The organism is Streptomyces sp. NPDC032198 (assembly GCF_040636975.1).
Lineage (GTDB): Bacteria > Actinomycetota > Actinomycetes > Streptomycetales > Streptomycetaceae > Streptomyces.
Genome location: NZ_JBEZVL010000004.1, coordinates 55,521 through 79,755, shown reverse-complemented (window position 1 = coordinate 79,755; position 24,235 = coordinate 55,521). Strand labels below are relative to the sequence as shown.

Annotated in this window: 24 protein-coding genes and 3 pseudogenes; 14 read left to right on the top strand and 13 right to left on the bottom strand. The window is 70.8% G+C overall.

The annotated features are described in order from the left end of the window. Nucleotides 1-233: 233 nt before the first annotated feature. The 3 genes from AB0E78_RS11275 to AB0E78_RS11265 all read left to right on the top strand — a co-directional run bounded on the left by AB0E78_RS11275 (nt 234) and on the right by AB0E78_RS11265 (nt 2,770). Nucleotides 234-1,139, top strand: coding sequence for a glycoside hydrolase family 16 protein (locus AB0E78_RS11275; RefSeq protein ID WP_361830622.1), 906 nt, complete (start codon nt 234-236; stop codon nt 1,137-1,139). A 132-nt stretch (nt 1,140-1,271) separates the two neighbouring features. Then, complete coding sequence (locus tag AB0E78_RS11270) at nt 1,272-2,237, top strand: LLM class F420-dependent oxidoreductase (RefSeq protein ID WP_361830620.1); 966 nt, start codon at nt 1,272-1,274, stop codon at nt 2,235-2,237. A 110-nt stretch (nt 2,238-2,347) separates the two neighbouring features. Further along, nucleotides 2,348-2,770 (top strand): hypothetical protein, encoded by a 423-nt coding sequence (locus AB0E78_RS11265; protein WP_361830618.1) that lies wholly within the window; start codon nt 2,348-2,350, stop codon nt 2,768-2,770. Nucleotides 2,771-2,786: 16 nt separating this feature from the next. On the opposite strand, the pseudogene AB0E78_RS11260 reads toward AB0E78_RS11265, so the two are convergent. Then, nucleotides 2,787-3,614: pseudogene (locus AB0E78_RS11260) on the bottom strand (FAD-dependent monooxygenase); the annotation flags it as partial. Between AB0E78_RS11260 and AB0E78_RS11255 the strand changes: the two are divergent. After that, a pseudogene (locus AB0E78_RS11255) lies at nt 3,613-3,885 on the top strand (TetR/AcrR family transcriptional regulator); the annotation flags it as partial. The pseudogenes AB0E78_RS11260 and AB0E78_RS11255 overlap by 2 nt on opposite strands. A gap of 9 nt (nt 3,886-3,894) precedes the next feature. On the opposite strand, the gene AB0E78_RS11250 reads toward AB0E78_RS11255, so the two are convergent. The 8 genes from AB0E78_RS11250 to AB0E78_RS11215 form a co-directional block, all read right to left on the bottom strand. Next, nucleotides 3,895-5,301 carry an NADP-dependent succinic semialdehyde dehydrogenase gene (locus AB0E78_RS11250; protein WP_361830616.1) on the bottom strand — a complete coding sequence of 469 codons (1,407 nt, stop codon included), beginning with the start codon at nt 5,299-5,301 and terminating at the stop codon, nt 3,895-3,897. A gap of 20 nt (nt 5,302-5,321) precedes the next feature. Next, nucleotides 5,322-5,510 (bottom strand): DUF6479 family protein, encoded by a 189-nt coding sequence (locus tag AB0E78_RS11245; protein ID WP_361830614.1) that lies wholly within the window; start codon nt 5,508-5,510, stop codon nt 5,322-5,324. Between the two features lie 232 nt (nt 5,511-5,742). Next, the gene (locus AB0E78_RS11240; RefSeq protein ID WP_361830612.1) at nt 5,743-6,576 is read right to left on the bottom strand and encodes an aldo/keto reductase; all 834 of its coding nucleotides are present in this window, start codon (nt 6,574-6,576) and stop codon (nt 5,743-5,745) included. Between the two features lie 136 nt (nt 6,577-6,712). Then, on the bottom strand, nt 6,713-7,285 hold the full coding sequence (locus tag AB0E78_RS11235; RefSeq protein ID WP_361830610.1) for an HPP family protein: 573 nt from the start codon (nt 7,283-7,285) through the stop codon (nt 6,713-6,715). 229 nt (nt 7,286-7,514) lie between these two features. Then, nucleotides 7,515-7,769, bottom strand: a complete 255-nt coding sequence (locus AB0E78_RS11230; RefSeq protein ID WP_361830608.1) for a hypothetical protein — start codon at nt 7,767-7,769, stop codon at nt 7,515-7,517. Nucleotides 7,770-8,035: 266 nt separating this feature from the next. Next, nucleotides 8,036-9,367: an enolase C-terminal domain-like protein gene (locus AB0E78_RS11225; protein WP_361830606.1), complete on the bottom strand. Its 1,332-nt coding sequence runs from the start codon at nt 9,365-9,367 to the stop codon at nt 8,036-8,038. A gap of 55 nt (nt 9,368-9,422) precedes the next feature. Next, nucleotides 9,423-10,760: a gluconate:H+ symporter gene (locus AB0E78_RS11220; RefSeq protein ID WP_361830604.1), complete on the bottom strand. Its 1,338-nt coding sequence runs from the start codon at nt 10,758-10,760 to the stop codon at nt 9,423-9,425. A 54-nt stretch (nt 10,761-10,814) separates the two neighbouring features. Continuing rightward, nucleotides 10,815-11,780: a 5-dehydro-4-deoxyglucarate dehydratase gene (locus tag AB0E78_RS11215; RefSeq protein ID WP_361830602.1), complete on the bottom strand. Its 966-nt coding sequence runs from the start codon at nt 11,778-11,780 to the stop codon at nt 10,815-10,817. Between the two features lie 105 nt (nt 11,781-11,885). Here AB0E78_RS11215 and AB0E78_RS11210 point away from each other — a divergent pair, with 105 nt between their 5' ends. The 8 genes and pseudogenes from AB0E78_RS11210 (at nt 11,886) to AB0E78_RS11175 (ending at nt 18,323) form a co-directional block, all read left to right on the top strand. After that, nucleotides 11,886-12,695, top strand: a complete 810-nt coding sequence (locus AB0E78_RS11210; protein ID WP_361830600.1) for an IclR family transcriptional regulator — start codon at nt 11,886-11,888, stop codon at nt 12,693-12,695. 12 nt (nt 12,696-12,707) lie between these two features. Continuing rightward, nucleotides 12,708-12,881, top strand: a pseudogene (locus tag AB0E78_RS11205) (helix-turn-helix domain-containing protein); the annotation flags it as partial. Next, nucleotides 12,878-13,264, top strand: coding sequence for a VOC family protein (locus AB0E78_RS11200; protein WP_361830598.1), 387 nt, complete (start codon nt 12,878-12,880; stop codon nt 13,262-13,264). The pseudogene AB0E78_RS11205 and the gene AB0E78_RS11200, both read left to right, overlap by 4 nt. A gap of 50 nt (nt 13,265-13,314) precedes the next feature. Further along, nucleotides 13,315-13,884 carry a DinB family protein gene (locus AB0E78_RS11195; protein ID WP_361830597.1) on the top strand — a complete coding sequence of 190 codons (570 nt, stop codon included), beginning with the start codon at nt 13,315-13,317 and terminating at the stop codon, nt 13,882-13,884. A gap of 312 nt (nt 13,885-14,196) precedes the next feature. Beyond that, complete coding sequence (locus tag AB0E78_RS11190; protein WP_361830595.1) at nt 14,197-15,483, top strand: SpoIIE family protein phosphatase; 1,287 nt, start codon at nt 14,197-14,199, stop codon at nt 15,481-15,483. Between the two features lie 70 nt (nt 15,484-15,553). Further along, nucleotides 15,554-17,143: a CHASE3 domain-containing protein gene (locus AB0E78_RS11185; protein ID WP_361831722.1), complete on the top strand. Its 1,590-nt coding sequence runs from the start codon at nt 15,554-15,556 to the stop codon at nt 17,141-17,143. Continuing rightward, on the top strand, nt 17,140-17,589 hold the full coding sequence (locus AB0E78_RS11180; RefSeq protein ID WP_361830593.1) for a response regulator: 450 nt from the start codon (nt 17,140-17,142) through the stop codon (nt 17,587-17,589). Before AB0E78_RS11185 ends, AB0E78_RS11180 begins: the two co-directional genes overlap by 4 nt. A 95-nt stretch (nt 17,590-17,684) precedes the next feature. Then, nucleotides 17,685-18,323 (top strand): class I SAM-dependent methyltransferase, encoded by a 639-nt coding sequence (locus tag AB0E78_RS11175; RefSeq protein ID WP_361831720.1) that lies wholly within the window; start codon nt 17,685-17,687, stop codon nt 18,321-18,323. 1 nt (nt 18,324) lies between these two features. Here AB0E78_RS11175 and AB0E78_RS11170 read toward each other — a convergent pair whose 3' ends face one another. Then, the gene (locus AB0E78_RS11170) at nt 18,325-18,933 is read right to left on the bottom strand and encodes a GNAT family N-acetyltransferase (RefSeq protein ID WP_361830592.1); all 609 of its coding nucleotides are present in this window, start codon (nt 18,931-18,933) and stop codon (nt 18,325-18,327) included. Nucleotides 18,934-19,304: 371 nt separating this feature from the next. Between AB0E78_RS11170 and AB0E78_RS11165 the strand changes: the two genes are divergently transcribed. Next, nucleotides 19,305-19,790, top strand: a complete 486-nt coding sequence (locus AB0E78_RS11165) for a cupin domain-containing protein (protein ID WP_361830591.1) — start codon at nt 19,305-19,307, stop codon at nt 19,788-19,790. A gap of 67 nt (nt 19,791-19,857) precedes the next feature. Beyond that, on the top strand, nt 19,858-21,585 hold the full coding sequence (locus AB0E78_RS11160) for an ABC-F family ATP-binding cassette domain-containing protein (protein WP_361830589.1): 1,728 nt from the start codon (nt 19,858-19,860) through the stop codon (nt 21,583-21,585). A 16-nt stretch (nt 21,586-21,601) separates the two neighbouring features. Here AB0E78_RS11160 and AB0E78_RS11155 read toward each other — a convergent pair whose 3' ends face one another. The 3 genes from AB0E78_RS11155 to AB0E78_RS11145 form a co-directional block, all read right to left on the bottom strand. Continuing rightward, nucleotides 21,602-22,309, bottom strand: a complete 708-nt coding sequence (locus tag AB0E78_RS11155) for a hypothetical protein (RefSeq protein ID WP_361830587.1) — start codon at nt 22,307-22,309, stop codon at nt 21,602-21,604. A gap of 157 nt (nt 22,310-22,466) precedes the next feature. Then, nucleotides 22,467-23,123 (bottom strand): maleylpyruvate isomerase N-terminal domain-containing protein, encoded by a 657-nt coding sequence (locus tag AB0E78_RS11150; protein WP_361830585.1) that lies wholly within the window; start codon nt 23,121-23,123, stop codon nt 22,467-22,469. A gap of 197 nt (nt 23,124-23,320) precedes the next feature. Further along, nucleotides 23,321-23,974, bottom strand: coding sequence for a YceI family protein (locus AB0E78_RS11145; protein ID WP_361830584.1), 654 nt, complete (start codon nt 23,972-23,974; stop codon nt 23,321-23,323). Nucleotides 23,975-24,235: the final 261 nt, after the last annotated feature.

Sequence of the window (24,235 nt, the reverse complement as noted above, 5' to 3'; positions counted from 1 at the left end):
TCCGGGTGCCCACGGTGGCGGGGGACACTCCTTGGTACCGGGAGTCGGCCGTCTACTGGTGAACTGTCTACGGCCGGGCAGCGACCGCTGGGCCGATGCGGGAGAGGGCCGTCCGGACCGCTGGCGGTACGTCGCGCCGAGGGGATGGCGGGACCTCGGGGCCTCCGCGAGGATGACCCCCTTCGCGAGAGGGGTACGGCGGGCCTCGCGCGGCCGGGAGGAAGGGCATCGCGATGGGAACACACGCGGCGGCGAAACGACGCAGGCCGGTCGTGTTCGCGGCGCTCGGCACCACACTGCTCGCCGCCCTGCTGTCCATCCCGAGCGCGGGGGGAGCGCCGCAGCCGGCCGACGCCTGCGGCAGCGCCGGCACCGAGCTGCCGCGCGGCGACTGCGGGCCGTTCTGGCAGGTCGTCGCCGAGGACTTCAACGGCGACCGGGTGCCTCTGGGCGCGTTCAGCGACTGCGACCATCACGCCGACACCTCGGCCGCGTACTGCGATGGTCTCAAGGGCTCCTACCGCGACAACTGGTGGGCCTACCCCACCGGTTGGCGCGACACGTCCAACGACCGGGGCCGTGACGTCGTCGGCGTCTACCACCCCGAGGACACCGTGAGCGTGGGCCCTGCGCAGGACGGCGACGGCCGGATGCGCATACGGATGTGGCGGCCGTCCGACGGAGGCCCGGTCCACGCCGCCGCGGTCGTACCACGCGCCGTCATGCAGATGAAGTACGGCAAGTACAGCGCCCGCATCAAGGTGACCAAGCCGGCCCCCGGATACAAGTCGGCCTGGCTGCACTACGGCGGGGGCTGCGAGATGGACCACCCCGAGGGCAACTGGGCCGGATCCCTGACCGCCTTCCACCATCCCTGCGGCGGCGGCGAACAGGGCTCGTTCCGCGGCGCCGACGAGTGGACCGAGTGGCACACGGTGTCGACGGAGTGGACCCCGGGGCGGGTGCGCTTCTTCGTGGACGGACAGGAGACAGGACAGGACACCCGGGGCGTGCCGGACCAGCCACTGTCCTGGGTCCTGCAGAACGAGAGCGCGCTGGAGGGCCCGGGGGCGGCGCCCGGCAGCAGCGCGCAGCTGGAGATCACCTGGGTCGCCGCCTACGCGTACAACTGGAAGTAGGGCCGCTGGACCGGTGTGCCGCCGGAAGACGGCCGGAGGTGACCCGAGTGGCCCCGCGTGGCGTGGGCAGCAGACTCACGTGTCCGCTGACGGTGATGTTTCAGCGGGAGCCGTTCGGCAAAGCGTACAAATATGGTGCAAATCGGCTACACGATGATGACCGAGCAGGCGGGCCCCCGAGCCCTCGTCGACGACCTGGTCGCGGCGGAGCAGGCGGGGTTCGACTTCTCCGTCACCTCTGACCACTACTTCCCCTGGCTCGACTCGCAGGGCCACGCGCCCTACGCGTGGAGCGTCCTGGGCGCGGCGGCGCAGGCCACCTCACGGATCCCGCTCATGACGTACGTGACCTGCCCGACCGTCCGCTACCACCCCGCCGTGGTGGCGCAGAAGGCCGCGACGATGCAGCTTCTCTCCGAGGGCCGCTTCCGGCTCGGCCTCGGCTCGGGCGAGAACCTGAACGAGCATGTGACCGGCGAGGGCTGGCCCTCACCGCAGGTCCGCCTCGACATGCTCGAGGAGGCGGTGGAGATCATCCGCGCGCTGTTCACCGGCGACAACGTCAACCACCAGGGCACCCACTTCGACGTGGCGAACGCCCGCCTGTGGGATGTGCCCGACGAGCTGCCGCCCATTGGAGTGGCGGTCTCCGGAGGGCGGTCCTGCGCGCTGGCCGGGCGCCTCGCCGACCTGGTCATCGCGACCGAGCCCAAGGCCGACCTGATCGAATCCTTCGACCGGCACGGCGGTACCGGCAAGCCGCGCGTCGGCCAGCTGCCCGTCTGCTTCGACACCGACAAGGACGCGGCCGTCGCCCGCGCGCACGACCAGTTCCGCTGGTCGGTCGGCGGCTGGCCCGTCAACTCCGAACTTCCCGGTCCTTCCGGCTTCGCGGGCGCCACCCAGTACGTCACCCGCCAGGACATCGCGGACCAGATCCCGTGCGGCGACGACGTCGACGCCTTCGTGGACGCCGTACGCCCCTACGTCGACGCGGGCTTCACAGAGGTCGCCCTCGTCCAGGTGGGCGGTGACCAGCAGCGCCCCTTCATCGACTGGGCGGAGAAGAAGCTGCTGCCCGCGCTGCGCGAGCTCTGAGAGCCGCTGCGACCTTGAGGTGCTGTTGCCGGCCGCCCTCTGAGATACCTGCCCCCACATCGGGTACCCGTGATCACACATCAGGCCCCGCGAACCCACTGGAGCACAGCGTGAACGACACACCCGACCCGACCGCCCCCACCGCACAGTCCGACTCCCCGGACCTGGTGCAAGTGGTCCTCGGCGAGTGTTCCGCGGCCGACGCGGACGCCGTCTTCGGGGTGCTGCGGGCCCACTTCCCCTCCGACCGCGGGGAGGAGGCGCCCCACCGGACGGAGCAGCCCCGTCCCGCCGTCTGGACCGGAGCCTTCATCGCCGCCGAGAGCACGGGGCCGGTCCGGGGGGTGCTGCTGGCGGGGCCGGTCACCGCCGACCTGCAGGGCAGTCCGGTGGCGGTGGACCGCCTGCGTGCCACGCTCGAATCGGCTTTCGTCGTCTCGGCCAACGGCACCGCGTCCGGGGACCAGGAAGTACAGCTCCAGCTGCGCCTGACCGGCGCAGAACACGGCGAGCCGCCGCTGCCGGGCCACTGAGGCCGTGTGCCGGGGGCTACTCGCCTCCGGTGAACATGGTGATCAGGCCATGGGGCGCGTCCTCGCCGAAGAGGAGCTCATGGAGCTCGGCGCCGTCGGCGGCGGCCGCGGCGCTGCGGGGGAACATGGCCTGTTCGTACGCGGTCAGTGCGGCCTCGATGCCGTCCGGGTGCGTGGCGATGGCCTTGCCGAGGTCGGCGCCGTCGTACATGGCGAGGTTGGCGCCCTCGCCGTTCGGGGCCGCGACGTGGGCGGCGTCGCCGAGCAGGGTCACACCGGGCACGCGGTCCCACCGGTGCCCGGTGGGCAGGGCGTTGAGGGTGCGCAGCACCGGTGCGGTCTCGCCGTCGGTGATCAGCGCGGTGAGCTCCGGCGCCCAGCCCTCGAATTCCTGCGCGATCCGCGCGGTGGCCGCCGCGGCATCGGTGAAGTCGATGGCGGCGAACCAGTCCTGCGGCTTGGTGAGCGCCACATAGGTGTGCAGGGTCCCGCCGCTCTCCCGGTGGGCCTGGATCCCCTTGCCCGGTGCGAGCGCGAACAGCGACCCGCCGCCGACTGCTTTCGCGCCGGCCGGGTGCCGGGCGTCCCCGTCGAACAGATAGGTCTCGACGAACGATCTGCCGATGTACTCGGGCTTGGCGTCGGAGAGCAGCGGCCGGACTCGCGACCAGGCGCCGTCCGCGCCGATCAGCAGGCTCGTGACGGCAGTGGTGCCGTCGGCGAAGGCCACTTCGTGGCGGCTGTCGCCGAGGGTGCGGACGCCGCTGACCTTGTGGGCCCACCGGACGGTGCCGGCCGGAAGTGAGTCGAGCAGCAGCCGGCGCAGGGCGCCGCGCTGCACCTTCACGGCCGCGTGCGCGCTCCTGAACTACATCCTCGGCGTGGGCGGACAGAACGCGGCCGACGCCCGCGCCCACCAGGCGCGTCGGCCGGACACGGGCCGCACCGAGTTCCTCGACGCCGCCGCGACCGCGTGGGCCGAACTCGACGCCGGCGAGTACGTGTTCCTCCGCAGCGTCGCCGACCGGCTACGCGATCACGACGACCGGACGGAGTTCCTCGGCGGCATCGACCTCATCCTGGCCGGCATCAGCGCCGGCCGGCACCGTCCCTAGCCGGCGTACTCAGCCCTTCGCTTCCGACGGGCCGAACCACACCGTCGTGGCGTTGCAGAACTCGCGGATGCCGTGGCCCGCCAACTCCCGTCCATAACCGGAGCGCTTGATGCCGCCGAAGGGCAGGCCGGGGTGGGAGGCGGTCATGCCGTTGAAGAAGACGCCGCCCGCCTGGAGGTCCCGCACGCAGCGTTCGATGTCCGCGTCGTCGCGGGTCCACACATTGGAACTGAGCCCGAACGGCGAGTCGTTGGCCAGCGTCACGGCTTCGTCCAGGTCCGCCACGCGGTAGAGCGTGGCCACCGGGCCGAACGCCTCCTCCCGGTGGATGCGCATCTGCTCGGTCACGTCGGCGAGGACCGTGGGGGAGTAGTACCAGCCCCGCTCCTGCTCCTTGGGCCGCTGTCCGCCGCACAGCGCGGTGGCGCCGCGGGCGAGCGCGTCGTCGACGAGTTCCTCCAGGTCACTGCGGCCCTGTTCGGTGGAGAGCGGGCCGACGTCGGTGTCCTCGCTCGCCGGGTCACCGACGGTCAACTCCCGCATGCCCGCGACGAATCGGTCGCGAAAGTTGTCATAGACGTCGGTGTGCACGATGAAGCGCTTGGCGGCGATGCAGGACTGCCCGCTGTTCTGCACCCGGGCGGTCACCGCGGTCGCGGCGGCGCGCTCGACGTCGGCGCTCGGCAGCACGAGGTAGGGGTCGCTGCCGCCCAGTTCCAGGACGGTCTTCTTGATCTCGTCGGCGGCGGTGGACGCCACCGAACGGCCTGCCGGTTCGCTGCCGGTGAGGGTCGCCGCGGCCACCCGCTCGTCGCGCAGGATGCTCTCCACGGCGCCCGAGCCGATCAGCAGTGTCTGGAAGCAGCCCTTGGGGAACCCGGCGCGGCGGAAGAGGTCCTCCAGGTACAGCGCGGTCTGCGGCACGTTCGACGCGTGCTTGAGCAGGCCGACATTGCCCGCCATGAGGGCGGGCGCCGCGAACCGTACGACCTGCCACAGCGGGAAGTTCCACGGCATCACGGCGAGCACCACGCCGAGCGGGCGGTAGCGGACGATGGCCCGGCTCGCGCCGGAGTCCTCCACGTCGGCCTGCGCGGGGTGCTCGTCGGCGAGCAGCTCCTCGGCCCGCTCGGCGTACCAGCGCATGGCCTTGACGCACTTGGCCGCTTCGGCCCTGGCCGCCTTGATGGGCTTGCCCATCTCGGTGGTCATGGTCCGGGCGATGAACGCGTTGTCCTCTTCCAGCAGGTCGGCCGCCCGGTTCATGAACCGGGCACGCTCGGTGAAGGTGCTGGTGCGGTACTCGCCGAACGCGGTGTGGGCCGCCGCCACACGGCGCTTGACCTCCGCGTCCTCAAGCGGCTCGAAGGTTTCGAGCGTCTCACCGGTGGCGGGGTTGACCGTGGCGATGGGCATGCCGTTCCTCCTCGGGACGCCTAGCGCGACTGCGGAGGGCCGCCGTGGGGCTCCTCCCAGGAATCCGCGCGCGGCTGGGGCTCCTGCGGTGGGTTGGGGCGTCGGGTGACCTGTCGCCGTCCGAACCAGAAGAGAGCGAGCAGTCCGACGACGATCACCACGCCGACGATCAGCATCAGCGACGTGGTTCCGCTTGCGGCGAGGGGCATGTACGGCCTCCAGTAGGGCCCGAGGCCGGCAGCCCCGGGGCGTAGCGGGCCCCGGCATTCACCCTAGAGCGACACTCCCGGGTAGGCATGCGCAGGACCGGACGGATCTAGCGAGTGCCCGGACATCCGGAGCGCACACGTCCACTGGCGGAGGTTTCCGGATCGGGGCCGATGGCCGCGGCCGGTTTTGAGCGGCACGGACGGGGGCTCCCCGTGCCGCTCCCCGTGCCCCTCAGAGGATCTCCAGCGGCTGCTTGCGGGCCGGCGCAGGGAACGCGGCGTCCAGGGCCTCGAGGTCCTCGTCCGTCAGGGTGATGTCGAGGGCGGCGTGGTTCTCCTCCACGTGCGCCGTCGTGGAGGCCTTGGGGATGGCGATGACGTCGTCGTGCCGCAGCACCCAGGCGAGCGCCACCTGCAGCGGCGTGCTCCCGTGCGCCGACGCCACGGACTCCAGGGCCTGCCGGCCGAGGAGGCGCCCCTGCTCCAGCGGCGAGTAGGCCATCAGCGGCACCGAGCGTGCGCGGGACCACGGGAACAGGTCGTACTCGGGGCCGCGGCGGGTGAGGTTGTACAGGACCTGGTTCGTCTGCGGGAGGGCGCCATCGGGCAGGTCCTCCAGGTCGTCGACGTCGAGGTTGCTCACGCCCCAGGCGCCGATGCTGCCGCGGCTCACCAGCCCTTCGAGGGCCTCGACGGTCTCCGAGAGCGGCACACCGCCCCGCCAGTGCAGCAGGTACAGGTCGATCCGGTCGGTGCCCAGGCGGCGCAGGCTCGCGTGGCAGGCGTCGACGGTGCCGCGGGCGTCGGCGTTCGACGGCAGCACCTTGCTCACCAGGAACACCTCGTCACGCCGCCCGCGGATCGCCTCGCCGACCAGTTCCTCCGCGGCGCCGCTGCCGTACATCTCGGCCGTGTCGATCAGCGTCATGCCCAGGTCCAGGCCCCTGCGGAGCGAGGCCAGCTCCTCGGCGCGGCGCGAACGGTCGTCGCCCATGTGCCAGGTGCCCTGGCCCAGGGCGGGCACGCTCACACCGGAGGGGAACGTCACTGTCTTGGCCGCTGCCATCGGGGATCCCTTCTCGTCTCTCTGCGTGTGCGGTCCGCGCACGACAGCGCAGGTGCCCGGATTCATCCGTGCCCATGCCGCGCGGTCACGCCAAGAACATCACCACGCCCTCGTGCCTTCGCACAACCGATCAAGATCACCACCAGTACGCGGGATAGCGCGGCGCACTGGGACGGGCACACGAAACGGCCCACCCCGCGAGGACGACCACGACGACCGCCCCGGCGAGCAGGGGCACGAAGGTCATGGGCCGAGGATGGTGCAGGACGATCACGACGGCGGTGGCGCAGGCCGGCGAGTGCGGGGTGCGCGCCACGGTCATCACGGCCAGGCCGATGCCCGCCGCCAGCGCCGCGGCCCACGGGGCGCCGCCCAGCGCGCCGAGGACCGCGTAACCGACCCCGGCGCACAGCAGATGGCCCGCGATCACGCTGCGCGGCTGGGCCAGCGGCAGCCGCGGGACGCTGTGCACGATCGCCGCGGATGCCGCCAGCGGGGGTATCAGGACCGGCTCGTGCACGACGGAACCGACCGCGACCAGGGCCAGCAGTACGGCGGTGACGGCGCTGATGTTGTGCAGGGCGGTGCCCGTCGGCGGCGGAGCGGGGGCGCGGCCCACGAGGCGGGGCAGGACGCGGGTGCGGACGGGGCGAAGCGGACGTGGGTGGGCGGGCGCGGGTGGCGCCTCGATGATTTCGTCGGTGCTCAAGAGAAGGACGTTCCGGACTTCAGCCGCCGGGAGACCCGGACGGCGGGGTGACAGAGGGCAGGAGTTGCCACGGTCGCCCGTGCGGTCGGCAGGGGCGCGGGCAGCATCGGCGGCCCGGGGTCTGGGCGTCCGCGTACTCACCCACGATCTTACGAAGCCCGGTCGTGCGGGCTGCGACCAGGTCTGATGATCACCGTTCTGACCAGCTCTGATGCAGCTACTGCGGGGCTCACACCCCGGTGGTGACGGCGGATCCGGACGGGTCGGCCGGGGGTGTTTCCGCCTCCGTCAGGTCCAAGGAGGCGTGTGGGGCGGGCGAGGGGCTGGTGCTGCCCGCCCCGCGCAGGAGGGCGAGGGAGAAGAGGCCCGCCGTGGCCATGACCGTGGCCGCGCCGATCGCGGCGTAGCCCATCCCGTGGGTGAAGGCGTCACGCGCGGCCGTCAGCACGGTGTCCGCTGTCGCGGCGGGGAGGTGCGCGGCCACGGTCGTCGCCCCGCCCAGGGTTTCGCGTACCGCGTCGGCCTGCGGAACCCCGGCCGGGAGCCTCTCTCATGTCGCGGCCGTACACCGCCGCGCCGACGGAGCCCAGGATCGCCATGCCCAGGGCTCCGCCCAGCTCGATCTGGAGCTGAGTACGCTCTTCGAGTTCGGTCTCGAGCGGTTCCTGGACGGCGTCGAGGTACTCATCGCACAGACACGATCCCGCGGAGCGTCCCGGTCCGGGAAGTGAAGGATGCGCACCGCGGCCGTCACCGCACCAGGCAGGGACGCTTGTTGTCGAACTGCCAGTCGGGTATGAGGTAGCGCATGCCGGTGGCGTCGTCGCGTGCGCCCAGGGCCTTCTGCCGGTAGAGGTCGTGGGCCGCCAGGAGACGGTCCATGTCGAGCTCGACGCCCAGGCCCGGGGCGTCGGGTACGGCGATCTCCCCGTCGACGATGCGGGGCGGGGCGGTGGTGAGGCGCTCCAGGCCCTCCTGCCAGATCCAGTGGGTGTCCAGGGCGTTGTAGTCACCGGGGGCCGCGGCCCCGCAGTGGGTGACCATGGCCAGGGAGATGTCGAAGTGGTTGTTGGAGTGACAGCCCCAGGTGAGTCCCATCGCGTTGCAGAGCTGCGCCACGCGTACGGAGCCCTGCATGGTCCAGAAGTGCGGGTCCGCCAGGGGGATGGAGACGGACTGCAGGGCCAGGGCGTGAGTGAGCTGCCGCCAGTCGGTGGTGACCATGTTGGTGGCGGTCGCGAGACCCGTGGCGCGGCGGAACTCGGCAAGGACCTCGCGGCCCGAGTAGCCGCCCTCGGCGCCGCAGGGGTCCTCGGCGTAGGCGAGCGTGTCGGTCAGGGGGGCGCACAGGTCGATCGCCTCGCGCAGGGACCAGGCACCGTTGGGGTCGAGGGTGATGCGGGCCTGGGGGAAACGGGCCTTCAGGGCGCGGACGGCCGCGACCTCGTCGGCACCCTCCAGGACGCCGCCCTTGAGCTTGAAGTCCCGGAACCCGTAGCGGTCGTAGGCGGCTTCGGCCTGCCGGACGATCGCCTCGGGGGAGAGGGCCTCTTCGTGCCGGACGCGGTGCCATTCGACGGGGGATCCCGGTTCGCGGACGTAGTCCAGATCGGTGCGGTCGGGATCGCCGACGTAGAAGAGGTAGCCGAGGACGCGGACGGAGTCGCGCTGCTGTCCGTCGCCGAGCAGCGCCGCGACGGGCACCTCCAGGTGCTGGCCGAGGAGGTCGAGCAGCGCGGACTCGACGGCGGTCACGGCGTGGACGGCGGTGCGCAGGTCGAAGGTCTGGGCGCCCCGCCCGCCCGCGTCACGGTCGGCGAAACGGTCGCCGATCTCCCGCAGGACGCGCTTGTAGTCACCGACGCGGGCGCCGACGACGAGGGACTCGGCGTCGCGCAGGGTCCGGGTGATCTTCTCGCCGCCCGGCACCTCGCCCAGGCCGGTGCGGCCCTCGGAGTCCTTCAGGACCACGATGTTGCGGGTGAAGTAGGGGCCGTGGGCGCCGGAGAGGTTGAGCTCCATGCAGTCCCGGCCGGCGACCGGGTAGACGCTGAACGCGGTGACGGTCGGCTGCCTGTTCATGATCAGAGATTCCTTGGGTTAGGGACATGCGAGTTGAAGAGACGCCGAAGGGACGTCAGAGGCTGAGGACGTCCAGGGCCCACTCCACCGCGAGGACGCCGCCGAGGCCGAGGATCGCGAGCACCGTCGTATAGGTGGTGCGGACCTTGATGGCCTCGATGACCGAGAGGTTGAAGTACTCCTTGAACAGCCAGAACCCGGGGTCGTTGACGTGGGAGAAGGCGATCGATCCGCAGGAGACGGCGAGCACGAGGATCTCGGGGTGCACGCCGCTGCCCGCCAGGAGCGGCAGTACGACGCCGGAGGCGGTGACGACGGCGACCGTGGCGGAGCCCAGGGCGATGCGCAGGATCACCGCGATGAGCCACGCGAGGATGAGCGGTGAGATGGCCCAGCTGTCGGTGGTGTCCTTGATGTGGTCGGAGATGCCCCCTTCGACGAGGACGTTCTTGAAGGCGCCGCCCGCACCGATCACCAGCAGGATCATCGCCATGGCCTGGGCAGCCGACGTACAGGACGCGCTGACGTCGGACAGGCTGCGGCCGATGCGCGGCCCGAACGCCCAGACCGCCAGGAAGAGGGTCAGCAGCAGGGCGATCGGTGCCGAGCCGATGAAGGCGACGAAGTGCAGGAACGGGCTCTCGCCCGACGTGGCCATCTCGGTGACCGATGCACCGGCGATCAGTACGACGGGGAAGAGGGCCACGGTCAGCGACCAGCCCAGGCCCGGCATCTCCGCGTCGGTGAACTCGCGCTCGCTGACCAGGCCCTTGGGGATGGAGGGATTCATCGCCCTGATGAACGGAAGCCTCGGCCACACCAGGGCGATCAGCGCGCCGGCGGGTATCGCGATGAACAGGCCGTAGACCAGCGTCAGACCGACGGAGGCGTGGAACGTCGCGGCCACGGCGGTGGGGCCGGGATGCGGCGGCAGGAAGCTGTGCATCGTGGAGAGCGTGATGGACATCGGAAGCCCGATCCACAGCAGCTTCGCGCCGGTGACGCGTACGAGGGTGAACGCGATGGGCACGATGATGATGAAGGCGACTTCGTAGAACATGGTGACGCCGATGAGCATGGACGTGACGACCATGGCCACTTGGACCCAGCGCGGTCCGAACGCGTCCAGCATCTTGTTGGCGATGCGCTGGGCGGCACCGGAGTCCCCCATGACGCGGCCGACCATGGCGCCGAGCCCGATGACGAGCATCGTGTCGCCGATCTGGCCGCCGATGCCCTCCGAGAGGACGTCCGGGATCGTGGCCACCGGAATCCCCTGCACCAGCGCGACTCCGACGGCCACCACGAGGAGGGCGGCGAAGCCGTTCAGTTTCAGGCGGGTCATGAGGAACAGCAGGATCACGACGCTGACCCCGACTACGACGAGCGGCATTTCAGTTCCCCTTTGAACTGTGGAGCAAGTGGCTCAGAGCGTTCGGGAGACGGTTCAGGCCCTGTGTCGCGGCGCCGAGACGAGATCCAGTCCGGCGTTGAGCACCTTCTCCAGGTCGGCGACGTCGCCGGGGCGGGGGTCGGTGAGGGGAGCGCGCACCGGGCCGACCGGCAGGCCGCGCAGCCGGGCGGCGGCCTTGACGAGCGAGACGGCGTATCCCGGTGCGCGGTCGCGCAGCTCGACCAGCGGGACGTAGAACTCCCTCAGGAGCCGGTCGACCGCCGCGTCGTCCTGCTCCCGCAGCGCGGTGAGGAAGGCGCCCGCGATCTCGGGGGCGAAGGCGTGGACCGCGGACGAGTAGGCGGGGACGCCGACGGTGGCGTAGGCGCGGGCCTGGATCTCCGCGGTGGCGGCGCCGTTGAAGAAGAGGAAGCCGTCGGGGGCGGCGAGGGTCAGGCGCTGCAGCCGGTCGAGGTCGCTGTGCCCGTCCTTGAGGCCGATCACGGAGGGGATGTCGGCGATCCGCCGCAGGGAATCCGCGGTGAAGGTGACCTGACCGCGCTGATAGGCGATGAGGGGCAGCGCGGTGCCGGCGGAGATGCGGCGCAGCTGTTCCACCAGACCGTCCTGCGAGGCCTCGACCAGGTAATGGGGCATCACCAGCAGGGCGTCCGCGCCCTCCTCCTGCGCGATCCGGGCGAACCGCAGCGACTGGGCCCACCCGTATCCGGTGCCCGCCACCACGGGCAGCCGGCCGTCGGCGACCTCGACCGTGACCCTGACGACCTCGCGGTACTCCTCCTCGTCGAGCGAGAAGAACTCGCCGGTTCCGCAGGCGGGGAACACCGCCCCCGGCTCCGTCGCCAACTGGGCCGTCAGATAGGCCCGGTAGGCGTCCGCATCGAGGCTTCCGTCACTCCTCATGCTCGTGAGGGGGAACGACAGCACGCCGCGTGCCATGCCCTCCCGCAGCCGCTGGGCAACGTCCTGGGGCGTCGTACTCGTGCTGAGCTTGTTCATGAATCTCATCTCTATATGCAGATGGCGTCCACGTATGAGAATGGAGGCTAGAGTCATGAACGAAGGGGGTCAATGGCCCGGACGCCGCGGATCTACGATGGGCGCATGTCGGAGAGCGGAACGGACCGCGGGGCGGGCGCGGGTGTTCGCGGGGTGAAGTCGGCGCTGCGCACCGTCGCGCTGCTCGAACTGCTCGCCGAGCGCGCCGACCGGCCGGCCCGCCTGGACGAGCTCGCCGAGGAGTTGGGCGTACCGCGCAGCAGCATGTACCAGCTCCTTCGGACCCTGACCGACTGCGGCTGGGTACGCACGGACACCACCGGATCCCTCTACGGCATCGGGATCCGCACCCTGCTCACGGGCACGAGCTACCTGGACGGCGACGAGCGGGTGCGCGCCATCCGCCCGTATCTGGACGAGGCCTCGGACGCCCTGGGCGAGACGATCCACCTGGCACGGCTCGACGGTCCGCACGTCGTGTACCTCGCGACCCGGGAGTCGCACGAGTACCTGCGCACCATCAGCCGGGTCGGCCGCCGCGTCCCCGCGCACGCCGGAGCCCTGGGGAAGGCGCTGCTGGCCGAACGCCAGGACAGTGAACTCCCGCTACCCGAAGGCCCGTTGCCCGCCTTCACGCAGAGCACACACACCGACCGGGCTGCCCTGCTCACCGACCTCGCACTGGTACGTGAACGCGGCTACGCCATCGACCGCGAGGAAACGGTGACCGGCATCGCGGGCTTCGGCTTCGCCCTGCGATACGACACCCCGGCCGTCGACGCCATCAGCTGCTCGGTGCCGGTGGCCCGCCTCACCGACGCACACCAGAGCCGCGTCGTGTCCGTCATGCGGGAGATCCAGACAAAGATCGAAACCCTCCTGACCCCCGCCCCCGGCGCCCCTGACTGGCGCTGACCGGGACCCTCCGGCCTGGGGCTGTCCCGGCAGGCGGTCTTCCAGCACCTGGCCGTGCTGGAAACCGCCGGACTGGTCCGTTCGCGACGCGAGGGCCGCTACAAGTTCCACGACCTGAACACCGAACCGCTTGAGGTCATCGTGACCCGATGGCTCAGGCCCGAAGCACCGGAGCGCACCTCATGAGAATCCACCTGACCAGCGTTTTCGTCGATGACCAGGAGAAGGCGGCGCGTTTCTACACCGACGTGCTCGGCTTCGTGAAGAAGCACGACGTCCCCATCGGGGACGACCGGTGGCTGACCGTGGTCTCGCCGGAGGATCGGGAGGGAACTGAACTGCTGCTTGAGCCCTCCGGTCACCCCGCGGTCCAGCCGTACAAGACGGCGCTGGTCGAGGACGGCATCCCGGTGACCTCCTTCGCCGTGGACGACGTGGCAGCGGAGTTCGAGCGGCTGCGCGCGCTCGGAGTGAAGTTCACCCAGGAGCCGCTGGAGATGGGCCCCGTCACCACCGCGGTGTTCGACGACACCTGCGGCAACCTGATCCAGATCCAGCACAGCAAGTAGGAACGCCCGGCCGCGAAAGTCGGTGGCGCGCCGGGTCCTCACCCGCGACCATGTCCCGCATGAGCGACCAACCCGAACGATGGAGTCAGGCGACCACCTACCCCGACATGTGGGCGGACCCGGACGACGACCCCCGCAACAGCGACGGAGTCAGCCCGGACGGCGAGTTGGCGACGCTGCAGGACTTCCTGACGAGCTACCGCCTGACCCTGAAGATGAAGTGCGAGGGCCTGGACGCGGAGCAACTGGCCCGGCGGTCGGTTCCGCCGTCGACGATGTCCCTGCTCGGCCTCGTGCGCCACCTCGCCGAGGTGGAACGGGACTGGCGCAACTGGATCAGGAACGGCGAGCCGCTGCCGAAGCTGTACGGCGAGCGCGACGCGGACTTCAACGGGGCGGTCGGCGACCCGGCCCTGGTCGATGCCGCATACGCCGACCTGGCACGCGAGCAGGCGGCGCTGGACGACGAACTGGCCGGACATCCGGATCTGGGCGAACGCCTGGGCAAGGAGGGCTTCGCAGTCCGGGAACTGATGGTGCACAGGATCGAGGAGTACGCCCGGCACTGCGGGCAGGCCGACCTGTTGCGCGAGTGCATCGACGGCCGGGTGGGCCAGTGACGACTGCCCGGGTCACGAACTGACGGCACGGCCCTACTCGTAAACCTTTCCGGTACGCGCCCCTCGCGGGCGTTCCCGCCCACGCCTTGCCCGCACCCCGACCGCACCCGCCGCCCGGCAGCAGCCCGCCGACCTCTACGGTCGGCTACCGAGTGGTGTGTGCGTTGTGCGAAGATCCGGAGACCGTACGACGACCACGGTGGCGGAACCGCCGCGGAAGTCGACGGTCGGCAACGGCCGCATGGCCAGGCGGACTTACCGGGTGGGGAAGGCGGGAGAAGAGCGGTGGCGTCACAGCCATGGACTTCCGGCATGCGTTCAGCCATTGAGAGTGACGCCGCGACGGCCCGGCAGCTGCCGCCGCCGCTGGTACTGCTGGTCGAGGACGACCCCGGCGACGCCCTCCTGGTCGAGGAACTCGTCGCCGACAGTGCGCTGAAGATGCGTCTGCAATGGGTGCGTTCCATGGCCGAGGCGCGAGCGGCGCTGGCCCTGGAGGTGCCGGACTGCGTGCTGCTCGACCTGCACCTGCCGGACGCCCAGGGCCTTGAAGCGGTGTCCATGATCCGTTCCCACGCCGAGCAGGTCGCGGTCGTGGTACTCACGGGCCTCGCCGAGGAGGAGACCGGCTCCGCCGCCGTGGCGGCGGGGGCCCAGGACTACCTCGTCAAGGGCCGCGTGGAACCGGAGCTGTTCGGCCGGGCCGTGCGCTACGCGATCCAGCGCAAGCAGGGCGAGCAGGCGGCCGTCGCCCTGCAGGCCAGCCAGATGCAGGCCCAGGAGAACGCCCGGCTCGAACGGGGGCTGCTGCCGAGGCCGCTCCTCAACAGCGCGGGCGTGAACGTCGTGGCCCGCTACCGGCCCGGCCGCGCCCAGGCCCTGCTGGGCGGCGACTTCTACGACATCGTCCAGAGCGCGGACGGCACCGTGCACGCCCTCATAGGGGATGTCTCCGGTCATGGACCCGATGAGGCGGCGCTCGGCGTGGCACTGCGCATCGCTTGGCGCACGCTGGTGCTCAGCGGTGTCACCGGCGCCGAACAGGTGGGCCGGCTCGAGGAGATCATGCTGGCGGAGCGCGTGAAGCCGTACGTCTTCGCCACCCTGACGAGCCTCTCCGTCCCGGCGGGGGCACAGCACGTGCGGCTGATACGCGCAGGCCACCCCGGGATGCTGCTGCGCACCGCGGAGGGCGGCGTCGAGTGGATGGAGGCGGCCGGCGGGCCTGCCCTGGGCGTCGCCCCAGGTGTTCCGCTCTGGCCGGTCGAGGAACTGCCGCTGCCCGCGGGGTCGGCGCTGGTGCTGTTCACCGACGGCCTCTTCGAAGGGCACATCGGCAAGGGCCGTGAGCGGCTCGGCGAAGCGGGTCTCCTCGCCCTCGCGCGCGAGCTGGGTCGCCTGGCACCGGCGGCCTTCGTCGACACGCTGATCCAGCGGGCCGAGGGCCTCGCCGAGGAGCAGGGCGGTCTGGCCGACGACGTGGCCGTCGTGCACCTGCACTGGCACGGCGACGGAGAAGGGCCGACCAGAGCCGTGGCCGAAGGCCGCTACAAGAGCAGCATCGGAAAGAGCAGCATCGGAGAACAACGCCGTGGTTGAGACGACGAGCAGAGCATGGATCGGCCGTCGGCTGACGGTCCAGGGCTGGTTCCAGCTGGTACTGGTCCTGATGGTGCTCCTGGTGGTGGCGGGCACCGTGGTCGGCGCCCGGCTGCTGGGGCAGACCGCTGACGTGACCGACCAGCTGGCCGACCGCCTGCAGCCGGCCCGCACGCAGACCTACCGCCTGCAGGCCGCTCTGGTGAACCAGGAGACCGGCGTCCGGGGCTACGCCATCACCGCCGACCACCAGTTCCTGGAGCCCTATGTCCAGGGCAAGCGGGACGAGGCCCGCGCCGCCGCCCGGCTGCGCGACCTCATAGGGGACCGGCCCCGGCTGCTCGCGGACCTCGAGGCGGTGCAGCGGGAGGCGGCGGACTGGCGCCGCGCGTACGCCGAACCGCTGGTGGAGAAGGTCACGCCCGGTGAGCCGAAGGCCGTCGCCGAAACGAATGTGCAGCGCGGCAAGAAGGTCTTCGACCGGATCCGCACCGTGTGGGCCGCGCAGAACGCCGACCTGGCCGAGGCCGTCGACGACGGCAGGGCCGAGCTGGACAGCACCCGCACGGTGCGCACCGTGGTCCTCGGCTCCATGGTGGCGGTCTTCCTGCTGGCCGGCGTCGTCCTGGCGTTCCTGGTGCGTGCGCTGGTGGCCCGGCCCCTGGAAGCGCTGCGTGCTTCCTCCCGGCAAGTGGCACGCGGAGACTTCGACCACGTCATCACGATCGACGGCCCCTCGGACCTCAGGGCGGTGGCGGCGGACGTCGAGGGCATGCGGCAGCAGATCGTGGAGGAACTCGGGGCCTCGCGCCGCCAGCGGGACATACTGACCCAGCAGGCGGCCGAACTCGACGCCCAGGCCGTGGAGCTGCGCCGCTCCAACGCCGAACTGGAGCAGTTCGCCTATGTCGCCTCCCACGATCTCCAGGAGCCCCTGCGCAAGGTCGCCTCCTTCTGCCAGCTTCTGGAGAAGCGGTACGGAGACACACTCGACGACCGCGGCAAGCAGTACATCGACTTCGCGGTCGACGGCGCCAAGCGCATGCAGATCCTCATCAACGACCTGCTCACCTTCTCCCGTGTCGGGCGCCTCAACGACGCCCGGGTGCCCGTCGACCTCGACCAGGCGCTGTCCAAGGCGCTGGCCAACCTGGACACCTCCGTCCAGGACACCGGCGCGATCGTCGAACGCCCCGAGAAGCTCCCTGAGATCATCGGCGACCCGACGCTCCTGACGATGCTCTGGCAGAATCTCGTCGGCAACGCCGTCAAGTTCCACCACCCCGAACGCACCCCGCGGATCCGCATCACGTGCGAGGAGGACGAGGGCTCCGGCACCTGGAGCTTCAGCGTCACCGACAACGGCATCGGTATCCCCGAGGAGTTCGCGGAGAAGGTATTCGTGATCTTCCAGCGCCTGCACGGCCGGGATGCCTACGGGGGCACCGGCATCGGCCTCGCCCTGTGCAAGAAGATCGTCGAGCATCACGGCGGCCACATCTGGATCGACAGCGGCCGGGCCGAGGGCACGCGCCTCTGCTTCACGCTGCCGTCCGACACCGGCACCGGCACCGACACCGACACCGGCACTGAAACCGGCACTGAAACCGACACGGCTGCGGCCACCCCATCCCGCACCGAGGAAGAGGCCCTGACATGACCAGCCCTGATGCCGCGCCGATCAACGTGCTTCTCGTGGAGGACGACCCGGGCGACGAGCTGATGACGCGGGAGGCGTTCGAGGACAACAAGATCCGCAACACGCTGCACGTGGTCCGGGACGGCGAGGAAGCGCTCGACTTCCTGTACCAGCGCGGCGAGTACACGGCGGCGCCGCGTCCCGATCTCATCCTGCTCGACCTCAACCTGCCCAAGTACGACGGGCGTCAGGTCCTGGAGAAGGTCAAGTCGGACCCGGATCTGCAGGACATTCCGGTGGTGGTGCTCACCACGTCGGCGGCGGAGGAGGACATCCTGCGCAGCTACAAACTGCACGCCAACGCCTACGTCACCAAGCCGGTCGACCTGGACCAGTTCATCGCCGCGGTACGCCAGATCGACGACTTCTTCGTCCAGGTGGTACGCCTGCCGCGACGTCAGGTCTGAGACGCGAAGGCTGTTCCGGCGCGGCGCCGCCGGGAGGGGGAGGGGGCAAGGGCCGGAGCGGCGGGCGTGGACTAGATTCCTCGCTCGTGACTGACATGACTGAGACCTCCTCCCACCTGTCCGCGACAGCGGATGCCTACGACTCCGTCGCCGTCCTCTACGACGAACTGTCGCGCGGCGCGCTCGACGCGTTCCCGCTGGACCGCGCGGTGCTCGCCGCGTTCGCCGAACTCGTGTCGGCAGGTGCCGGACCGGTCGCCGAACTGGGGTGCGGCCCCGGCCGGACGACGGCGTACCTGCGGGACCTGGGTCTCGACGTCTTCGGCATCGACCTGTCGCCCGCGATGATCGAGCTCGCCCGGCAGAACCACCCGGACCTGAGGTTCGAACTCGGCTCGATGGACGCCCTGGACCTGGCCGACGGCAAGCTGAACGGCATCGTGTCCTGGTACTCGCTCATCCACACCCCGCCGCAGGATCTGCCGCCGTACTTCACGGAGTTCCGGCGGGTCATCGCGCCCGGCGGCCACATCCTGCTCGGGTTCTTCGAGGCGGACGGCGGACCGGTCACGCCGTTCGACCACAAGGTCGTGACCGCCTACCGCTGGCCGGTCGACGGCCTCGCGGAGCTGGCCCGCGAGGCCGGGTTCGTGGAGGTCGGCAGGATGCTGCGCGAGCCGCACGAAGGCGAACGGTTCCGGCGCGGCCATCTGCTGATGCGCGCGGGCGAGTGACTCAGGCGCGGGCCGTACGGCGGGGTTCGCGGCGCATCGGCCACAAGGTCGGCCCGCCGCCGGGCAGTTGCGCCTCGCCGAGCACCTCGAAGCCGAAGTGCTCGTACACGGGGAGGTTCGCGGGCTTGGAGGATTCCGGGTAGACGGGCAGGTCGTCCGCATCCGCCTTGGCGAGGCCCGAGCGCAGGAGGGCCGCTCCGTGCCCCTGGCCCTGGGCGGCGGGGTCCGCGCCGACCACGGCCAGGTACCAGTGCGGCTCCTGGGGGCCGTGCTCGACGGCCGCCGCGGTGGCCTCCTGGAACAGCGGGGCCCGGTCGCCGAGTATCTCCACGAGCGCCGCGACGGTCTCCGCGTCGGGAACGGCCTTGTCCTGGGCGCCCGGCGGCACCCAGTAGGCGGCCGCCGCCGCGGTGTGCTCGCAGACGCCGTGGTGGACGTACTGCCGGGTGAAGAGCGTGGCGAAGTAGCGGGCGTGCCCCGCCTCGCGGGTGGCGTCGGCGGGGAAGAACCAGCGCATCATCGGGTCGTCGTCGAAGGCACGGGCCAGGATGCGGCCGATCTGCGAAGCATCGTCGATCGTGGCCTTCTGGGGAGTATTCGTCATCGACATACGGGTCATTCCGCACCCGATGATCTTGGATGGCGGGCCGCTCGCGGCGGTACTGGGTCTTCGGTCCGCGGCGGCCCTGGGCACTTCGGTCCACGGCGGCCCTGGGCCCTCGGTCCGCGGTGAAATGAACTCGCCTCCGCCGGGCGATGTCCATATTCTCGGCGGAGCGGGATCGCGCGGTCCCGCAGGTTGCGGCGCCGTGGCAGAGCGGCCCATTGCGATCGGCGTGCGGGAAGCCCCTCGCACGCCGACTGACGGGAGCCGGGCGGGCCTTGCCCTTCCCTGTCCGCGGGTTCGAATCCCGCCGACGCCGCAGCCGATCCGTACGAGATACAAGACACGAAATACGTGAGTCGCTGACTGGAGTCCGTATGAGCACGCCCGTCCCCGCCGCTCCGGTGTTCGTCGGAGCGGAAGAGACCGCGGCCCTCGGGCGAGGGCCGATCAGCGTCCTGTGGTCGCTCGTCGACCGTACGAGGGATCTGGACGCCGACGTCGTCCGGCTGGCCCCGGGCGCGAGCATCGGCGAGCACACGGAGGAACAGTGGGGGGTCCTGTTCACTGTGCTGGCCGGCACCGGTGAACTCCGCACCCCGGACGCGACCTTGCGGCTCGCACCCGGCGCCCTGGCCTGGCTTCCCACCGGCATCACCCGCTGCGTGGACGCGGGGGAGGAGGGGCTCGTCTACACGACCGCCCACCGCCGCCCGGCCCTCGCCGCGGGTTCAGCCGACGGGCCCGACGCGGGCGAACCGGTCTGCCTGCTCGACCGCGTCTGCCCCGAATGCGGCCGGCTCGCCGCCGAACGCGATGCCCGCTACTGCGCCCGCTGCGGAACGCCGTTGGGCGACGGCTGACGCAGACCGCCCGTGTCCAACGGTTCTCGGCGCACGACCACTCGGCCCCAGACAGGAGCTCCTCACGATGTCCGAAGCGAAGACGGGTCACGCCGGTGCGCACCCAGGGGCGCATCCCGGAGCGCAGGACGTCCTGGCCGGTGACCACCGCTCCGCGCACCTCCTCGCCGAGAACGTGCACTGCGTGCTCGGGGACCGGATGGTGCTGCGCGACGTGTCGCTGAAGGTCTCACGAGGCGAGCGGGTGGGCCTGATCGGCGAGAACGGCCGGGGCAAGTCGACGCTGCTGCGCGCCCTCGCCGGTGAACTGCCGCTGCAGCGCGGTCAGGTCGTACGAGCGGTCGCGGGGCAAGTGGGGTTCCTGCCGCAGCAGCCCGGCTTCCCGGACGGAGCGACCATCGAGACCGTCGTCGCGCGGGCGACCGCCGAGTTCGCCGACATGGCCGAACGGATGCGAGCCGCCGAGGAGTTGATGTCGTCCGGCAAGGATGACGACCTGAGCGAGGTGCTCGCCGAATACGGCCGCCTCCAGGACGAGTTCGCGCGACGCGGTGGCTGGGAGCTCGACGCCCGCATCGGCGAGGTGCTCGACGTCTTCGGCCTCGGCGGCCTGGACCGGCGGCGCCCCACCGGGACGCTGTCGGGAGGCGAGCGGTCCCGCCTGGCGCTCGCGGAGCTGGTCCTCACCGAACCCGCGGGGCTGCTCCTCGACGAGCCGACGAACCACCTCGACGACCGTGCGGTGGACTGGCTCGTCCAGTGGCTGGCCCAGTACCAGGGGCCGTGCCTCATCGCGTCGCACGACCGGCTGCTGCTGGACACCGCCGTCACCGCCATCGTCGACCTGGACGGCTCGCATGGCTCCACCGTGCGTTACGGCGGCGGCTACCGCGACTACCTCGACGAACGCGCCGCGGCCCAAGAGCGTTGGTGGCAGCAGTACCGCGACTGGCGCCAGGAACTGGTCGAGGCACGGCGGCGGCTCGACAGGGCCGGCAGGTCCGGCCGCACCTTCGGTGCGATGCGGGACAGCGACAAGCTCTCCTACAACCTCGCCGGGGGCGGTGCCCAGGCCGCCGCGTCCCGTGCCACCCGCGCGGCCCGGCAGCAACTGGCGCGGCTGCTGGACGAGGAGGTGCACCGCCCGCCCGAGCCGCTGTCCTTCCAGCCACCGTTCCAGGCGTCGGAGAGTGGGGAGCCGCCAGACGGCGTGCTGCTCCGGGCCGAGGGGCTGGTCGTCGGCGATATGGTGCGGGGTGTGGACCTGGCGCTCTCCCCTGGTTCACTGCATGTGATCACCGGAGCGAACGGCGCGGGCAAGACCACGCTCCTGTCCGTACTGGCAGGCCTCCGGGAGCCCGACGCGGGCACGGTGGTACGTGAACCGGGCCTGCGCATCGGTTACTTGCCGCAGGAGAGCCACTTCGCCCAGGAACAGCGCGGCGTGCTGGACACCTTCGCCGCCCACCGCGCTGTCTACGTCGAGGACGCCGCCAGGGAGTTGACCAGGTTCGGCCTGTTCGCGGCCGCGGAGTTCGATGTGCCGGTGAACCGGCTGTCCGTGGGCCAGCTGCGACGACTCGAACTCGCGCTGCTGTTCTCGCGGCGCCCGCATCTGCTGCTGCTCGACGAGCCCAGCAATCACCTGAGCCTTGCGCTGGTCGAGCAACTGCAGGAGGCGGTCGAGCAGTTCATGGGCCCGGTCGTCATGGTCACTCACGACCGGGCCCTGCGCGAACACCATCAGGACAGGCTGCTGGAGCTGTCCGAGGGGCGGCTCGTCGAGCGAGGCTGAGGGCGGGCGGCCGACGTCAGTTGTCCACGTCTCCGTACGTCGTGCCGACCTTGAGCCCGTCGATCCAGTTGATGACGCGCTTGTCCTGGACCTCGGAGCCGTAGGAGCCGAAGCGGGTGTCATTGCCCAGGTCGTCCCAGGTGCGGCCGGAGAACTCGGCGACCTTGGTGCCGTTGTAGAAGGCCGACACCCAGCCGGTGGACGCGTCGGACGAGGTGTGGATGCCGAGCACGATGCGCTTGTACGTGCTGGTCGTGACGGGCGTGGACCACTTCAGGGTCCACTTCTCGCCGACCTCGATATGGAACAGCTTGAGCTCGCCGCCCTCGACCTTCATCAACACCGGGTAGTTCTGCTGGTGTTGATCGTTGGTGCCGTACGACTTCCACTGGAAGATCGTGCCCGCGTCCGGGGTGTTGGTGGAGGTGTCCCAGCCGATCCAGTACGTCGAGTTGTTCTTGAAGGTGTACCGCGACCCGCCGACGCTGATCCCGTGGGCCTCGCAACGCTCAAGGCCGAGCGGCTTGTTGAACTTGAAGACCTGGCCGCGGCCGTCGCCGTTGTCCTGGGCGGAGACGCTGCCGGGCGAGTCGCACAGCGTCGATGAGAACACGCCGGTGCCGCCGGAGGCGTCCCCGTTCCAGATGACGGAGGCGTCGGCGGGTGCGGCGGTGAGCAGGACCAGGGAGGCGGCGGCCGTGAGCGTGCCGGTTCGCTTGCGCATGGGGGCTCCTTGCGAGTGGGGGGAGGGGCTCGCTTGGCTGTATGTCCGCCCGTGCGACGGATGGACAGTAAGCGGTTTCTAGCATGGGCGCGGTTGAACGCTCAAGGGGTAGGCGTGAGTTGGGCGCCGAGATGTAGAAACCGTTGTCCGTGATGGATCAGCCGAGGACGAGCGGGAGCCTCGCAGCCAGGTCGCCCAGTTCGGTCCTCTCCGCGTCGGTCGGGGCGCGCCGGCCGGTGCCGACCAGCAGCGCCTGCGTGTCGGAGAACGACGCGGGGAAGACGGCGCCGGCGATCTGCTCCAGCATGTCCCGGCTACGGGCGAGGCCTTCCGCGGGCGGCCCGGCCACGTCCGGGAGGTACGCGATCAGGTCGAGGTGGTGCAGCGTCCATTCCATGACGTACGTGGTGAGGTAGTCGCCCGTGGTGAGGACCTCGTCGCGGGTGCTCACCCGGGCGCCCAGGTCGGCGAGTCCGGCGGCGCGGCCGGCGGCCGAACCGACGTCGTCGAGGTGGAACTTGAGCAGCCAGGGCTCCTCGTACGCGGCGGCCAGCCGGACGGTCAGCGCGTCGAGCGGGTCCTCGCCGGTCGGCGGCGTCGCGCTGACGTCCCAGTACGTCAGCGCGTCGTGGGTCGGCTCCGCGTCGGAGGGCGTCACGAGGGTGATCAGGACGTCCTGGGCATCGACGATCAGATGGCACACCAGGTCCCGCACGAGCCAGCCGGTGCAGCCGGAGGGCTGCGCGAAGGCTTCGTCGGGGAGGTCGGCGACCGCCGTGCGCAAGGCCGTCCAAGAGCGCGAGAAGAGATCCACGGCGCCACGGTAGTGCGGTGCCGCAAGGGGGGACAAGCGCATTTGAGCGGTTCGGGCGCTGCGGCGGTCCCGGCACTGTGACACCCCCGCCACCGTGGCCGTACCGGACGCGGCGCTGTCGCCCCACGTGACGCCGGACCCCCTCGGCACCGGCGCCGCGTCCGGTGGGGCCGCCGGCGCGGCCCCGGCCCGACGCGCTATGCCAGCGGCGTGGCCCGGATCGCGGAGATGTCGAACTGCAGCCGGACCTTCTCGCTCACCATGGCGCCGCCCGTCTCCAGGCGCTGGTTGTAGACGAGGCCCCAGTCGGTGCGGTCGATGGTGGTGGTGCCGTCGAAGCCGGCCCGCTCGAAGCCGAACGGGTCCACGACCGAACCGAGGTAGTCCAGCTGCAGCTCGACGGGCCGGGCGACACCTCGAATGGTCAGTTCACCGGCCATGCGGAAGGTCTCCCCGCCCTCGTGAACCGTGGAGGTGCTGCGGAACGACATCTCCGGGTGGCGGCGCGCGTCGAAGAAGTCGCCGCCGACGAGGTGCGCGTCCCGCTGTTCCACGCCCGTGTCGACGCTGCCGACCCGGATGACGATCTCGGCCCGCGACTCGGAGGGCCGGGCACCGTCGAAGTACAGCGTGCTGTCGTAGTCACCGAAGGCACCTCGCACCGTCGTGACCATCGCGTGCCGTACGGAGAATCCGATGCGGCTGTGCGGGCGGTCGATGGTCCACTCCCCGGTCAGCGCACGCAGGGCCGGGTCGAGTTCGGCACCGGCGGTCGCCGAGAAGGAAGTGCTGGGGCCGACCGCCGATATCGGCTCGAGGGTCGTGGTCTGGCGACGGCTGAAGATACCCATGATGTCGCGTCGTCTCCTTCGGATCTGATCACTCCGTGTTATCACGCCGATGGCGGCAGCCACCCAGCAAGATGGGACGTCTCGTCCGGGTTCGACGCCAGGGACTGGAAAGATGCACAAGATCGGCACGGATGTGGAGGCACGATTGCGTTGCCTGGAGTCACGCACCGTCACGTTTGGCCTGCGTATCGCGCGCTGGTGCGGCCTATTCGACTGCCCGGCCGCTCAATGGGGATCGGCGGGGTCGGCGCCAAAACTGTC